Here is a 13895-nt window from a genome sequence, read left to right as displayed (position 1 = left end):
AGACTGGCGCAGACCATCACACCGATCCCTCGACACCGTCGATCATCGCCACCAGCGTCGAAAGCCGGTCCGCCTCGGCCGGAAGCTTGTCGGCTCTCAGCCGCGCAATGCGCGGGAACCGCATGGCGACGCCGGATTTGTGGCGGGTGGAGCGATTGATGCCCTCAAAGGCCACTTCCAGCACGAAGCCGAAATCCGGCGTGGCCCGCACCGCCCGCACCGGGCCGAACCGCTCGACGGTGTTGTCGCGCACGAACTTGTCCAGCACTTCGAGTTCCGCATCGGTAAAACCGAAATAGGCCTTGCCGACCGGCACGAGCTGTTCGCCACCCTCGCCTTCCGCCCACACACCAAAGGTGAAATCGGAATAATAGCTCGATCGTTTGCCATGGCCGCGCTGCGCATACATCATGACGGCATCGATGTTATAGGGATCGCGCTTCCATTTGAACCATGGCCCCTTGGCGCGGCCGGCCTGATAGGCGCTGTCGCGGCGCTTGATCATCACGCCTTCGATCACCGGATCGGGCGGCGCGGCGCGCAGCGTGTCGAGTTCCGGCCATGTGGAGAAGCCGATCAGCGGCGACAGGTCGAAACGGTCATGCGGGGCGTGCTCGATGATATCGGACAACCGCCCCCGACGTTCCAGATAGGTTTTTGCACGGACGTCGTTCTCGCCATCGAAAAGCAGGTCGTAAGCGCGGATGAAGGCGGGATAATCGTCCATCATCTTTGCCGTCACCGTCTTGCGGTTCAGCCGCTGCTGCAGGTCAGAAAAAGTGCGCGTGAGATTGTTGGAGCGCACTGTCCCGCCGATCAGCAATTCACCATCCATCACGCCTTCGAAATCAAGCGCATCAAGCACATCGGGGAATGCCCCGGAAATATCGTCGCCGGAGCGCGAGTAAAGCTTTCGCGTCTCCCCGGCGCGGGAGAGCTGCACGCGAATACCGTCCCATTTCCATTCGGCGGCATAATCGGCCGGGTCCAGCCCATCGAGGTCGCCATCGGCCACCGGTGTGGCCAGCATGACCGAATGGAAGATGGCGGGTGTGGCCAGCACCGGCCGGTCGGACTTGCCCTCCAGCCATGCAAAAAGCGTGGTGTAGGGCGGCGTCAGACCGTGCCAGAGGGTTTCGATTTCGGTGATATCCTTGCCCGCAAAATCCGCCAGCGCCTGCCGCGCCAGCCGCGCCGAAACGCCGATGCGCAGGCTGCCGGTGGCGAGTTTGAGGAAGGCGAAACGCGAGGAGGTATCGAGCCGGTCGAGCAGATCGCGGACCGCGCCGCGCACTTCGGTGCGCCCCAGCGAATTCATCAGCGTCACGACGTCGCCGAGACGCGGGTCCTGCGCCTCGGAATCATCAGCACCGCCGATATTGCCCCAGACCAGCGAGATGGTCTCGGCCAGATCGCCGACATAATCATAGGAATAACGAAACAGCACCTCGTCCATGCGCTCCAGCACCAGCTCGCGCAGCATGGCCGGTTTGACGCTTTTGAGGTCCAGCGTGCCGGCAATCGCCGCCAGACCGTAACCCCGGTCGGGATCGGGCGTATCGCGAAAATAATCGGTGAGAAGCTTCAGCTTGCCGTTGCGCGACGGAGTGAGGACAAGGCGGTCGAGAAGGGTGGCGAAGGCTTTCATCTCAATCCCCCTCGTCTTCATAGCCCACGAGATGCAGCGGCTTGGCGGCAATGCCCTGCAACTCGCACCAGCGCACCAGTGCCTCTTCACGGCCATGGGTGACCCAGACGGCCTGCGGGCCGATTTCCCTGATGGTCTCCAGCAATTCAGGCCAGTCGCAATGGTCTGATATGACCAGAGGCAGTTCCACGCCACCCTGCTTGGCGCGTTGCCGCACCATCATCCAGCCGGATGCGAAGGCGATCAGCGGCTCGTTGAAGCGCCGCGCCCAGCGTTCCTGAAAGGCCGAGGGCGGGCCGACGACGATCGCGCCCTTGAAGGCGGCGGGGTTACTTTTTTCCAGCGTGGCGGGCCTGAGATCGCCGAGATCGATGCCCTGCGAGACATAATAATCGCAAAGCCGCGCCAGCGCGCCGTGGATGTAGATCGGCTCGGCATAACCATTATCGCGCAATAGCCGGATGACACGTTGCGCCTTGCCGAGCGAATAGGCGCCGACCAGATGGGTGCGTTCGGGAAATTGTTTGATGGAAGTGAGCAGCTTGCCGATTTCCACGCGCGGCAGCGGATGGTGAAACACCGGCAGGCCGAAGGTAGCCTCGGTGATGAAGACATCACACGGCACCGTCTCGAACGGCGCGCAGGTGGGATCGATGCCGCGCTTGTAATCCCCCGATGCGACAATGCGCATGCCGTTCATCTCGACGGAGATTTGCGCCGAACCCAGCACATGGCCAGCCGGATGGAACCCGACGGTGACGCCGTTCACCTCCACCCTCTCACCGAATGCCACCGCCTGCTCGCTACCGCAGAAATCCTCGCCATAACGAATGCGCATGATATCGAGCGTCTGGCGCGTGGCCAGCACCGCGCCATGGCCGGCACGGGCGTGATCGGAATGGCCATGCGTGATAAGCGCCCGCGCCACGGGACGCACGGGATCGATATAAAAATCGCCCGCCGGGCAATAAAGGCCCTTGGGCGTGGAGTTCAGGAGCTGTTCCGGCTTCATATTCATTGAGATAGGGCCGCCCGCGCGAATGTAAAGTGCTGCGAGCATAACGCGGAACGGGCGTTAAATTTCCAGTGATGGTGTTTTTGTTTTGTAAGCATCTCCCGTCATTCCGGCCTTGAGCCGGAATCCAGCAGCCGCGCGTCTGCGCGGCGGGAAGAGCTCTCTCAGCCCAAGGACTTGGGCTGACTGGATACCGGCACAAGGCCGGTATGACGGAGGAGAGGTTTCAGCACAAAACCAGCGTTCACAACTGCCTGCCGACCTGCCTACTCCCCCGCCGCTTCAGCCGGCTTCGCCTCAACCGCGGCCGGCAGGCGCACCGGTTTCAACATCAGCGCCGCCGCAAGGCCGATGGCAGCGGTTGCGGCGGCCGCGAAGAATAGCGGTGTAAAGGCGTCCGAATAAAGCGAAGCGACTGCGGCCTGCGAGGCGGCGGGCAGTTCGGCGAGCATTTTCGGCGTCAGTTCCTCTATTCTGCCGACGCCGGGAATATCCACCGCCACGCCCTTGAGGCTGGAGGTGACGATGGCGCCATAGACCGAGATGGCGATGGCAGCACCGCCCATGCGGGTCAGCGTCACCGCGCCACTCGCAGCACCGATATCGGCCTTGGGCGCTGAATTCTGCACACCGATGATCGGCGCCTGCTGGCCGAGGCCAACGGCGAAACCCTGCACCAGCATCAGCGCGGCGATCAGTGCCAACGGCGTGCCCGCATGCATTTGCGTGAACAGCAGCATGGCGATGAGGTTGATGGTGAGCCCCGCCACCGAGAACGGCTTGTAAACGCCGGTAATCGAAATCAGCCGGCCGGCCGATAGCGAGCCCATGACGATGCCGCCGGTGACGGCGATGAAGAACAGGCCGGCATGGGAGGGGGAAAGGCCGGTCGTGGTCTGCAGGAACAGGGCGTAATAATTGACCATGCCGATGCCGATGCCGCCGCTGGTCAGCGACACGATCATCAAGAGCGGAAAGGTCGAATCCTTGAACAGCCTGAGCGGTACGACGGGTTCCGGCGCACGGCGCTCCACCTGCACCCACAGGAAGGCGGCGATGACGGCAAAGGCGATGATGCCGAGGCTTGGGGCGGCGATCAGCGAGCCGAACAATTCGCTGCTATCGGCCCAGAACACCACGCTGGCAATGGTGGCCGCCAGCAGAACCGCACCGAGATAGTCGATCTTCGGCTGGCGCGCCGGACGACGGTAAGGCAACATCAGCGCCAGGCCCGCAATGACGATGATGCCTAGCGGCAGGTTGATGAGGAAGATCGACCGCCAGCCGAACAGGTCGCTCATCGTGCCGCCGAGGATCGGGCCGACACTGCCTGACGCCATGATGGTGAGGCTGGAATAGCTCTGGTAACGGGCGCGTTCGCGCGGTTCGAACAGATCCGCATTGACGGAGAAGATCGACACCATGATGCCGCCGCCGCCAAGGCCCTGCAACACACGGGCAGCAATCAGGCTATCCATCGACCAGGCCAGACCGCAGGCGAGCGAGCCCAGCGTGAAGATGACCACCGCCGCGATCATCACATATTTACGCCCGAACAGATCGCCGAGCTTGCCATAAACAGGCATGACCGCGCTGGTTGCCAGAAGATAGGCGGAGCCGATCCAGCCGAAGCGTTCCAGTGCCCCGAACTCGCCGACGATGGTGGGCAGCGCTGTCGATACGATCTGGTTGTCGAGGGTGGCCATGAACATGGCCAGCATCAGAAACAGGAAAACGATGAGCCTGCGCCGATGATCCGACACAAGCGGCGCCACGGGGGCTGCGGACATATCCATGAAAAATCTCGTTGAGTTCCGGCATATTTGCTGCGACAATTTGTGTGCTATCAGCATATATATGTCAATGGCAAGTTTTTGACATCCATGCTATTCGCGCTAAATGTGATCGCGAATGCGCAAGAAAAGGAACGACCGAGAGTGGCGAGTGAGGAAAACTGGAACGAGGATCTGCCCGAGGACATCAAGCGGATCGGCAATACGATGACGCGCATGCGCATCATGATCGGTCGCCGCATCATCGGCCGCATGGCGCTTGCCAAGCTCGCTCCGGGTCTCGAACTCTCGCATATCGACGTTCTGGATATTCTGCGGCGCGCCGAAGGTGATGTCACCGTGGGTGCGATTGCCGAGGGCATGCGCATTGATCCCTCACGCGGCAGCCGCGTGGTGGCGGACATGGTGGGGCGCGGTCTGCTGAAACGTGGCGTTTCGCAGGAAGACGGCCGCCGCAGCATCGTCGAGATCACGCCGCTCGGCACCAGCCTGCTGCAGGAAATGCGCCGCACCAAGATGAGCGTCATCGAAGATGTGATGGATGGATGGCCGGCCGACGATGTGGAGACTTTCGCCCGCCTGTTCGAGCGGTTCATCGACCGTTTCGAATACCGGCTATCGCCGGATACGGACTTCCTGACGGATCAGAAAAAATCATAGTTGCCCCTGATATCTGCAACTTCACTTTAAAGCGGCGAGACCGTAACGTGCCGCCATCGAACAGGTTCAAGGGGTAATTTCGATGTTGACGATTTACGGTGTCTACCGGTCCCGCGCCACGCGCACGCTGTGGCTTGCGGGTGAACTGGGCATAGAATTCAAGCACGTGCCTGTCATACAGGCCCGCCGCCTTGCCGATCCGCTGGCTGCGGATGCGCCGCTCAACACGCTGTCTCCCGCATTTCTCGCCGTCAACCCGATGGGCACCATTCCCTGCATCGAGGATGACGGCATGGTGCTTTATGAATCCATGGCCATCAATCTCTATCTGGTGCGCAAATATGGCGGGCCGCTCGCACCCGTCGATCTGAAGGAAGATGCGGCGATGCTGCAATGGTCTTTCTTTGCCGCAACCGAAATCGAAACCAATTCGCTGAAAATTTCCTCCGCCATCGCCGAAGGCCTGTCGGAAAGCGACAGCGGCAAAGCGGTAATCGATGTTGCCGCACGGCTGCTGAAGCGCCCGTTCCGGGTGCTGGAGCAGCATCTTGTCCAACATGACTATCTGGTGGGGGATCGTTTCACCGTCGCCGATCTCAATGCGGCGGAAATCGTTCGTTATGCGCAGGGTCACCAGCCGCTATTTGATGCCCATCCGGCGGTGAAAGCCTGGCTCACCCGCTGCCAGGCGCGCACGGCGTTCAAGACCATGTGGGATACGCGCGCGGCCGAGGCGGCTTGAGCGCGTAAGCGCTGATTGGATGACCACTCCCACTTTCGTCATACCGGCCTTGAGCCGGTATCCAGCCGACGCGCGAGCGCGCGTCGGATAGAGCCCTTTCAGCCCAAGGACTTGGGCTGGCTGGATTCCGGCTCAAGGCCGGAATGACGGGAGGCGCGATCTGCTCAACCCCTCTCGCTCGCCAGCGCCCGCTGCACCGCCGGGCGGTCGTTCATGCGGCGGAAGTGGTCGTGCACTTTCGGGAAACGGGCAATATCCACACCGTCGCTTTCCAGCCAGCCGGACATGACGAAAAGATAGGGGTCAGCCACCGAATAGGCCGTGCCCAAAACCCACGGGCCATGCAAGAGGCCGTGCTCAATCAGTTCGAAGCACTCGCCCATGGTCTGCGGCACCTTCGCCTTCATATCCGCCAGCGAACTATCGTCGCTCGCCCAGCGGCTGCCGCGCCGGCCATGGGCGTGGGCGACATGCACGGTGGAGGAAATGAAGGCGTTGAAGGACTGCATGACGGCGAACTCGAAGGGATCGTCAAGCGGTGCGAGCTTCTTTTCCGGCGCCATCTGGGCAATGAAGGCGAGGATGGCGGGCGTCTCGGTCAGCACGCCGCTTGCGGTGGCGAGCGCCGGCACGCGGCCTTTCGGATTGATCTTCAGAAATGTCTCTGAGCGCTGTTCGCCATCGGCGAAATTGACACGGTGGGCCGTGTAAGGCAGGCCGGATTCCTCAAGCACGATGTGGCTGGCGCGGGAGCAGGAACCGGGGGAGAAAAACAGGGTAAACATGAATATGCGACCTCCAGGACAATGAAGGCGCCCACTTCCTCTTGCTGCGGACGCCGAGCCTTGCCGGCGGCCGGGGTTCGGCCGTCACGCGCAGGGCAAGCCATCATCGTGCCGGCAACCGGCGGCGTCAAAGGTTTTATCGTGTTTTTTTAACGCCGGATTTTACAGCCCGACGACTCTGATATCACCGACATGGATGCCGTTCCAGTTGCGCATCTGCCGGTTGGCCATGCCTGTCAGAGCCTGCTGCTCGGCGCTGCCCTCATCAAAATAGCGGGCTAGCAATGCCGAGACCATGGCTTCGGCCGCGCGCGTCGTGCCGTCCTCGCATTTCACCGCCATGGCAATGCCCTTTTCCGGCAGGGCCGCCACGAAGACACCTTCAGCGCCGGTCTTGGCGAAAATCTTGCCCGGTGCGATCTGCATCAGCCTGGTGCAGGCGCGGCCGCTGCCTGCCACGTAAAAGGGTTCCGCCATGCAGGCCTCGATGAGACGACGCGAGGCTTTGGCGCGGCCCTCTTCCAGCCCCCTGCCCGTCGCCATCCTGGCGAAACCATGCGCCAGTCCCGTGAGCGGCACCGCATAGGTGGGGATTGAGCAGCCATCGACGCCGCAATTATCATGGCCGAGCGCCGCGCCCGTCAGGCTTGCCATCGTGGCGCGGATTTCTTGCTGCAGCGGGTGATCATAACCGACATAGCCCTTGGGGTCGGTACCCGTGTGGCAGCAGGCGCAGATGAAGCCGGAGTGTTTGCCGGAGCAATTATTGTGTAGCGCCGTCGGTTTTTCCAGCGTGCGGGCCTGATGGATGATGGTTTTCTGGTCGGATGACCAGTGCACACCGCATTCCAGCGTATCGACATCCCTGCCGGCCTTCGCAAGCATGGCGGCGGCAAGTTCCACATGCGCGTCCTCGCCGGAATGGGAGGAGCAGGCAAGCGCCAGTTCACGATCGCCGAAACCATAGGCATCCGCCGCCCCGCTTTCCACCAGCGGCAGCGCCTGCATGGCCTTGCAGGCGGAACGCGGGAAGATGCCGCGCTCGACATCACCTGCGGAAAACACAACGCCGCCATCACCATCCACCACCACGGCAAGGCCCTGATGGCGGCTTTCGACGAGGCTGCCCCTGGTGACTTCGACGGTAACGGAATTGTTCATGTTCGCAGCCTCAAAAAGTTCTGATTTTATGCCGTTGATACCGCAATTGATTTTTCGATGCACGGGGCTATCAGTGAAATTTGCAAAACGTCTGCTGCTGGCGATTGCCATTATCTATCTGCTTCCCGCTCTGGCATCCGCCGGGCTGTGGGCCATGCGGGAACATCCGCAGGGCTGGCGCGATGCCCGCTGGTCCTCCTCCGGCACGCTTCCGCAAGCCGGAGCCGACAAGCCGGCTGCGGTTTACGTGTTTTCCGCCATGACCGGCGGCTTCAAGGGTTCCGTCGCCAGCCATGCCTGGATCGTGCTGAAGAAACCGGGTGCGACGGCCTATGATCGTTATGACAAAGTGGGTTGGGGAACGCCCATACGCCGCAATGGCTATGCGGCCGATGCCTATTGGTATTCCAACACGCCGCGCCAGGTGGTGGCCATTCATGGTGCTGAGGCGGAAAAGCTGATCCCCAGGATCGAACAGGCGATTGCCGATTACCCCTATGCCAAGCCGGGCGGCTACCGCATCTATCCCGGCCCGAACTCCAACACCTTCGTTGCCCATGTGCTGCGCAGCGTGCCGGAACTCGGCGTCGTTCTGCCACCCGATGCCGTGGGCCGCGACTACCTGCCGAACGGCGCGTTCTATCACATTGCCGACGACTGGAAGGATGCGAGCGTGTCGCTCGGTGGGTTGTTCGGCGTTTCGGCGGGTGCGCGCAGTGGTTTCGAGATCAACTTTCTGGGTCTGGTCGCCGGGGTCGATTTCAGCAGGCCGGGGGTGAAGATACCGGGGTTGGGTTACTTTGGGGTGGCGGGTCCGGAGGCCTGAAATAGCGGGCTTTACGGCACCTTTGCCGAGTTTGAAATTGACTCCACCTCATAACTGAGACATCCTTCGCATCGCAATTGCAACGCATGGAGATGCGACATGAAAACGGCAACATTGCCTTCGCTGCGGGTAACGGCGGATTTTCGCGAGGCGGCGGAAAGCGTGCTGAAGGACGGCGAGACGCTTTCCTCCTTTGTTGAAGATTCCGTACGCAGGCAGGTGGAGATCCGCAAATCACAGGCGGAGTTTATCGCACGCGGTTTGGCATCTCTCGAAGAGGCGGAGCGTACTGGGATTTATTATACCACAGACGATGTTCTCTCGATGATGCAAAGAAAACTTGATGCTGCGAAAGCCGCGAAGCGGAAATGACGTATGAGCTTCGCTATACTGAAGAAGCGCTGGGTGATTTTGACCGAATTTACGACTTTCTGATTGCCTATGATATCGATGTGGCGGAGAAAGCGATCCGCGCCATCAGGGCAGGATTAGAGATCCTTAGCGACTTTCCCTTCAGTTGCCGCAAGGCATCTGCGGAAAACAGCCTGATGCGCGAACTCCTCGTTCCTTTCGGCTCCTCCGGATATGTCGTGCTGTTCCGCATCGACAGCCCGGAAACCGTCACCATCGCCGCCGTCCGCCACCAGCGCGAGGATGATTACCATTGATCCTCACCGGTCGCTGACGGCCGCACGCGGGTTCGCCCAGGGTTCCTGATTGGAACGCGGCAGCGGGACCTTGCCGAGAATATGATCGGCGGCCTTTTCGCCGGTCATGATCGACGGGCCGTTGAGGTTGCCATAGGTCACATGCGGGAAGATCGAACTGTCGGCGACCCTCAGGCCCTCCACGCCGATGACCCGGCATTCGGGATCGACGACAGCCATCGGATCGTCCCTGTCGCCCATCCGGCAGGTGCCGCAGGGGTGATAGGCGCTTTCCAGATGCTCCCGCAAAAAGGCGTCGATCTCATCGTCGCTCGCCACTTTTTCACCCGGCTGGATTTCCGGTCCGCGAAAATCGTCGAAAGCTTTCTGGCTGAAGATTTCGCGGGTCAGACGCACGCAATGGCGGAATTTTTCCCAGTCTTCCGGGTGGCTCATATAGTTGAAACGAATGACCGGATCATCCTTCGGATCGGCCGAGCGGAGCGTGACGATGCCGCGTGATTTCGACAGGTTGTAGCCGACATGCACCTGAAAACCATGGCTTTTCGCCGCCGCCTTGCCGTCATAGGAAATGGCGACGGGCAGGAAATGATACTGGATATCAGGCTGCTTCAGGCCCGGTGCGGAGCGCAGGAAGGCGCAGGCCTCGAACTGGTTGGAAGCGCCAAGCCCGCCTTTCGACAGCAGCCATTGCGCGCCGGCCACGCCCTGCCAGAACCATGGCAGCCAGGAATATAGCGAGACGGGCTTGGTGGAGACCTGCTGGAAATAGAACTCCATATGATCCTGGAGGTTTGCGCCAACACCCGGACGATCCGCCTTCACCTCGATGCCCATGTCCTTCAGATGCGCAGCGGGGCCGATGCCCGAGAGCATCAGCAGTTTCGGCGAATTGAAGGAGGATGCCGAGACGATGACCTCGCGATTGGCCTTGATGGTTTCGACCACGCCCTTACGTTCAATCTCCACACCCACGGCGCGGCCATTGTCGATGACAATCTTGCGGGCGAAACCGCCAACCAGCGTAACATTGCCGCGCTTCAGCGCCGGCCGCAGATAGGCATTGGCGGCAGACCAGCGACGGCCGTTGTGGATAGTCTGCTCCATCAAGCCGAAACCTTCCTGCTTGGAACCGTTATAGTCGTCCGTCAGCTCGAAGCCGGCCTGCGCGCCAGCCTGAATAAAGGCATGGAACAGCGGATTATTCACCGGGCCGCGCTGCACATGCAGCGGCCCATCCGTGCCGCGCCAGCCTTCTTCGCCGCCATGGCTGTGTTCCATGCGCTTGAAATAGGGCAGCACATCCGCATAGGCCCAGCCCTGCGCGCCGAGTTCTTCCCAGCGGTTGAAATCCTCGGCATGGCCGCGCACGTAAACAAGGCCGTTGATGGAGGACGAGCCGCCGATGACCTTGCCGCGGGGTGCGGTGATGCGGCGGTTGTTGAGATTGGGTTCGGGTTCGGAGTGGTAACCCCAATTGTAACGTTTCATGCTCATCGGCCAGGCGAGTGCGGCCGGCATCTGGATGAAGGGGCCGAAATCCGACCCCCCGGCCTCGATGACGATGACGGAATAACGACCGTCTTCCGACAGGCGGTAGGCGATGGCGGAACCTGCGGAGCCGGAGCCGACGATGATGTAATCTGCTTGCATTACCGTTTCTTTCCCAAGGGTTCCGGTTTTTGGGGGGGTGAAACCCCACCCGCCACGTTTCAATAAGGCGCGTCCACCTTCCCCGTGCTCACATAAACCGTCTTCAACTCGCTATAATGCTCCAGTGCTGCCGCTGAATTCTCCCGCCCGAAGCCAGATTGTTTCGAGCCGCCGAAGGGGATTTCCACCGGGCAGAGATTATAGGTGTTGATCCAAAGCGTGCCCGCCTCGAGCGCATCGACCACGCGATGGGCGCGGGCGAGATCGGCAGTGAAGACGCCGCCGGCCAGCCCGAATTCGGTGGCGTTGGCGCGGGTGAGAACCTCATCCTCGTCATCGAAATCCAGCACGCACATGACCGGCCCGAAGATTTCCTCGCGGGCGATGGTCATGTTGTCGGTCACGTCGGCAAAAACGGTCGGCTGCACATAGGCACCCTCGCCCGAGACATTGTTGGGAATGCCGCCGCCGGTCACCAGCGTCGCGCCCTCCGCCTTGCCCTTTTCGATATAGGCGAGAACCTTCTCCTGCTGGGCCTTGGAAACCAGCGGGCCGAGATGGGTGGCATAATCGAGCGGATCACCGAGGATCATCGCTTCGGTGCGGCGCTTCAGATTTTCGAGGAAACGGTCCTTGGCCTTTTTCTGCACGAAGACGCGCGTGCCATTGGAGCAGACCTGGCCGGAGGAATAAAAATTGCCGAGCATGGCGCCGCCGACAGCGCTTTCGATATCGGCGTCGTCGAAGACGATCAGCGGCGACTTGCCGCCGAGTTCCATGGTCACGTGCTTGAGGTGCCCGGCGGCGGCGGCGGCCACCTTGCGGCCGGTTGGCACCGAGCCGGTGAGCGAGACCTTCGCGACATCGGGGTGGTTGACCAGCAAAGGGCCAGTATCACGATCGCCCTGAATGACGTTGAACAGGCCTTTCGGCAGACCGGCCTCGATCAGGATTTCGGCGATCTTCAAGGCGCCGAGCGGGGTGTTTTCCGAAGGCTTGAAGACCATGGCGTTGCCGGCGACCAGCGCGGGCGCCGCCTTCCAGCAGGCGATCTGCTGCGGATAGTTCCATGCGCCGATGCCGACGCAGACGCCGAGCGGCACGCGCTTGGTGTAGGCGAAATCGCCACCGAGCGGGATGTAATCGCCGTTCAGCGCGGAAGGCGCGATGCCGCCGAAAAATTCGAAGGCATCCGCGCCGGACGTCGGGTCGGCGACGATGGTTTCCTGGATCGGCTTGCCGGTATCGAGTGTCTCCAGCGTCGAAAGCGCATCGTTGCGTTCACGCATGATATCGGCGGCACGCTTGAGGATACGGCCACGGGCCATGGGGCTCATTGCCGCCCATTCCTTCTGGGCGCGTTTGGCGGACGCAATGGCGCGCTCGACAATCGCCGGGGTTGCCGCATGCAGCCTTGCGATAACCTCGCCGGTGGCCGGAAAGATGCTCTCGATCACTGTGCCGGCAGTGTCTTCAACATAGGCGCCGTCGATGAAATGCGAGGCTTTGGGCTGCGCCTTGAGCGGCGTCGCGATGGTCATGTCGAAGTCTCCTTAAAGAACGCGGATGGACGGCTTGGGGCGCTGTCCATCTGGATAGGGTTTGAGCTGCATGTCGAAATAATCCTCGACAAGCGCCGGCGCGGAGGCGATGCCAAGCGGGGCCGAACGCAGGCTGTGCCTGATATAGAGCCCGTCGATCAGGGCCGCTGCCCCCTCGGCGATCCGCGCCGCGTCATCGGGCGGGCAAAGCCGGCTGAGGCTTGCCATGAGGTTGGAGCGCAGGCGGCGGGAATAAATCACCAGCAGCCGCCGGGTTTCCTCCGAGCGCTGTGCCTCGACATAAAATGCAAGCCATGCCGCCACCGTTTCCGGCGTGAACTGGTCGCTCTGGAAGGAGACGTGCACGATGGCGCTCAGCCTCTCGCGCGGGCCGGAAGCGCGGGTCAGCGCCGCCACGGCATCGCGCCTAAGGTCGCGCAGCAGGCTGCGGATGGTTTCCAGAAGAAGCTGCTGCTTGCTGCCGAAATAATGATGCGCAAGGGCCGCCGACACGCCCGCTTCCCGGGCAATGTCAGACATCGTCACATTCAGCGAACCATGGTGGCCGATGGTGCGCAATGCCGCATCCACAAGCGCCTTGCGGCGCAGAGGCTCCATTCCGATCTTGGGCATAATCGTCTCCTTGACGGATGGCAAATTATTCTTGATTGATCGATCAATCAATAAAAAACGCGCCATTTTATGTCGCGGATTTGCGATGGATCATATTTTCCGCCGCCTTGTTCCGATAATCTCATAAATACCGAGCAACCTGATGAACCTTGCGCTGCGGCGCGGCTCGCTTTCCCTCCTCACAGGGGAAAAACTAAACCGTGATATACTGCGAATTGGGAATGGAACGCGTTTCGTGCTAATGTGGGAAGTGATACAAATTTCGCTGGAAGCGGCGCCAGACGAAAAACGATAAAAACGCCCGCCATAGACCACGACGGTACCCGGTCCGCAAATTGGACATCAAGGGCTCGATCGCAGCGTTTAAAGAAGGGAGTGATATCATGCCAATGGTAACAGTATCGATTTCCCCGGAACAGGCAGCAAGAATGCGCGAAGCCGTGAATTGCGGCGCTTACGCATCCGGCAGCGAGGTTGTCAGGGCCGCGCTGCGGCTATGGGCGGCCTCTGCCCAACACAATAGCGAAACAACGCCTTCCGCCCCGGTCGAAGCGGACCGGGAACGCATGAATGTTGCGGAACTTTACGCCGCTCACACCGGGCATGCACGCCGGGCCTGAGGCCTTTCCCGGCAACCCCGCATATTGAGGGGGTTGTGACAAAACGTTCATCAAAGCTTCACAGTCGTGAAAGCTTTTGTTGACCTGTAATCTGCAATTGTTCGCCGTAAAAGAAACGGCCCCGTGTGGCGGATTTTCACGCCATGCAAT

At 61.0% G+C, this 13895-nt stretch carries 14 protein-coding genes; 6 read left to right on the top strand and 8 right to left on the bottom strand.

From position 1 onward, the window contains the following. Positions 1-16: 16 nt before the first annotated feature. From PL640_RS03720 to PL640_RS03710, 3 genes are all read right to left on the bottom strand, one after another. Positions 17-1648, bottom strand: coding sequence for a cisplatin damage response ATP-dependent DNA ligase (locus PL640_RS03720; protein WP_271360828.1), 1632 nt, complete (start codon positions 1646-1648; stop codon positions 17-19). Between the two features lies 1 nt (position 1649). Further along, a complete protein-coding gene (locus PL640_RS03715) occupies positions 1650-2660 on the bottom strand; it encodes a ligase-associated DNA damage response exonuclease (RefSeq protein WP_271361449.1) in 1011 nt (336 codons plus the stop codon). A gap of 269 nt (positions 2661-2929) precedes the next feature. Beyond that, positions 2930-4459, bottom strand: a complete 1530-nt coding sequence (locus tag PL640_RS03710) for an MDR family MFS transporter (RefSeq protein ID WP_271360827.1) — start codon at positions 4457-4459, stop codon at positions 2930-2932. 141 nt (positions 4460-4600) lie between these two features. Between PL640_RS03710 and PL640_RS03705 the strand changes: the two genes are divergently transcribed. Then, a complete protein-coding gene (locus PL640_RS03705) occupies positions 4601-5116 on the top strand; it encodes a MarR family winged helix-turn-helix transcriptional regulator (RefSeq protein ID WP_142839304.1) in 516 nt (171 codons plus the stop codon). 82 nt (positions 5117-5198) lie between these two features. After that, positions 5199-5858 (top strand): glutathione S-transferase family protein, encoded by a 660-nt coding sequence (locus PL640_RS03700; RefSeq protein ID WP_142839303.1) that lies wholly within the window; start codon positions 5199-5201, stop codon positions 5856-5858. Positions 5859-6022: 164 nt separating this feature from the next. Here PL640_RS03700 and PL640_RS03695 read toward each other — a convergent pair whose 3' ends face one another. Together PL640_RS03695 and PL640_RS03690 are read right to left on the bottom strand one after the other, a co-directional pair. Further along, positions 6023-6643 carry a glutathione S-transferase family protein gene (locus tag PL640_RS03695; RefSeq protein ID WP_271360826.1) on the bottom strand — a complete coding sequence of 207 codons (621 nt, stop codon included), beginning with the start codon at positions 6641-6643 and terminating at the stop codon, positions 6023-6025. 162 nt (positions 6644-6805) lie between these two features. Continuing rightward, positions 6806-7804 carry an asparaginase gene (locus PL640_RS03690; RefSeq protein WP_271360825.1) on the bottom strand — a complete coding sequence of 333 codons (999 nt, stop codon included), beginning with the start codon at positions 7802-7804 and terminating at the stop codon, positions 6806-6808. Positions 7805-7877: 73 nt separating this feature from the next. On the opposite strand from PL640_RS03690, the gene PL640_RS03685 reads away from it, so the two are divergent. From PL640_RS03685 to PL640_RS03675, 3 genes are all read left to right on the top strand, one after another. Next, complete coding sequence (locus tag PL640_RS03685) at positions 7878-8630, top strand: DUF3750 domain-containing protein (protein WP_271360824.1); 753 nt, start codon at positions 7878-7880, stop codon at positions 8628-8630. 99 nt (positions 8631-8729) lie between these two features. After that, positions 8730-9002, top strand: a complete 273-nt coding sequence (locus PL640_RS03680) for a YlcI/YnfO family protein (protein ID WP_142839300.1) — start codon at positions 8730-8732, stop codon at positions 9000-9002. Further along, the gene (locus PL640_RS03675) at positions 8999-9298 is read left to right on the top strand and encodes a type II toxin-antitoxin system RelE/ParE family toxin (RefSeq protein ID WP_142839299.1); all 300 of its coding nucleotides are present in this window, start codon (positions 8999-9001) and stop codon (positions 9296-9298) included. Before PL640_RS03680 ends, PL640_RS03675 begins: the two co-directional genes overlap by 4 nt. Positions 9299-9301: 3 nt before the next feature. Here PL640_RS03675 and betA read toward each other — a convergent pair whose 3' ends face one another. The 3 genes from betA to betI are packed head-to-tail and all read right to left on the bottom strand — an operon-like array spanning position 9302 to position 13125. Next, on the bottom strand, positions 9302-10951 hold the full coding sequence (betA, locus tag PL640_RS03670; protein WP_271360822.1) for a choline dehydrogenase: 1650 nt from the start codon (positions 10949-10951) through the stop codon (positions 9302-9304). A gap of 59 nt (positions 10952-11010) precedes the next feature. Then, the gene (gene betB / locus PL640_RS03665; protein ID WP_271360821.1) at positions 11011-12492 is read right to left on the bottom strand and encodes a betaine-aldehyde dehydrogenase; all 1482 of its coding nucleotides are present in this window, start codon (positions 12490-12492) and stop codon (positions 11011-11013) included. 12 nt (positions 12493-12504) lie between these two features. Next, entirely contained in the window at positions 12505-13125 is a 621-nt protein-coding gene (betI, locus tag PL640_RS03660; protein ID WP_271360820.1) for a transcriptional regulator BetI, read from the bottom strand. A 383-nt stretch (positions 13126-13508) separates the two neighbouring features. Here betI and PL640_RS03655 point away from each other — a divergent pair, with 383 nt between their 5' ends. Continuing rightward, the gene (locus PL640_RS03655; protein WP_271360819.1) at positions 13509-13745 is read left to right on the top strand and encodes a ribbon-helix-helix domain-containing protein; all 237 of its coding nucleotides are present in this window, start codon (positions 13509-13511) and stop codon (positions 13743-13745) included. Positions 13746-13895 lie beyond the last annotated feature (150 nt).

It is taken from the genome of Agrobacterium sp. ST15.16.024 (assembly GCF_027956545.1).
In the GTDB taxonomy this organism is placed as follows: Bacteria; Pseudomonadota; Alphaproteobacteria; order Rhizobiales; family Rhizobiaceae; genus Agrobacterium; species Agrobacterium cucumeris.
The sequence above is the reverse complement of the archived record's forward strand: the minus strand, read 5'-3'. Positions and strand labels throughout refer to the sequence as shown.

What these genes read in the sequence shown, in the direction of transcription:
- PL640_RS03695 (WP_271360826.1), bottom strand. Translation starts at nt 6,643, where the DNA reads ATGTTTACCCTGTTTTTCTCCCCCGGTTCCTGCTCCCGCGCCAGCCAC.
- PL640_RS03680 (WP_142839300.1), top strand. Translation starts at nt 8,730, where the DNA reads ATGAAAACGGCAACATTGCCTTCGCTGCGGGTAACGGCGGATTTTCGC.
- PL640_RS03715 (WP_271361449.1), bottom strand. Translation starts at nt 2,660, where the DNA reads ATGAAGCCGGAACAGCTCCTGAACTCCACGCCCAAGGGCCTTTATTGC.
- betI (WP_271360820.1), bottom strand. Translation starts at nt 13,125, where the DNA reads ATGCCCAAGATCGGAATGGAGCCTCTGCGCCGCAAGGCGCTTGTGGAT.
- PL640_RS03690 (WP_271360825.1), bottom strand. Translation starts at nt 7,804, where the DNA reads ATGAACAATTCCGTTACCGTCGAAGTCACCAGGGGCAGCCTCGTCGAA.
- PL640_RS03700 (WP_142839303.1), top strand. Translation starts at nt 5,199, where the DNA reads ATGTTGACGATTTACGGTGTCTACCGGTCCCGCGCCACGCGCACGCTG.
- betB (WP_271360821.1), bottom strand. Translation starts at nt 12,492, where the DNA reads ATGACCATCGCGACGCCGCTCAAGGCGCAGCCCAAAGCCTCGCATTTC.
- PL640_RS03655 (WP_271360819.1), top strand. Translation starts at nt 13,509, where the DNA reads ATGCCAATGGTAACAGTATCGATTTCCCCGGAACAGGCAGCAAGAATG.
- PL640_RS03710 (WP_271360827.1), bottom strand. Translation starts at nt 4,459, where the DNA reads ATGGATATGTCCGCAGCCCCCGTGGCGCCGCTTGTGTCGGATCATCGG.
- PL640_RS03675 (WP_142839299.1), top strand. Translation starts at nt 8,999, where the DNA reads ATGACGTATGAGCTTCGCTATACTGAAGAAGCGCTGGGTGATTTTGAC.
- betA (WP_271360822.1), bottom strand. Translation starts at nt 10,951, where the DNA reads ATGCAAGCAGATTACATCATCGTCGGCTCCGGCTCCGCAGGTTCCGCC.
- PL640_RS03720 (WP_271360828.1), bottom strand. Translation starts at nt 1,648, where the DNA reads ATGAAAGCCTTCGCCACCCTTCTCGACCGCCTTGTCCTCACTCCGTCG.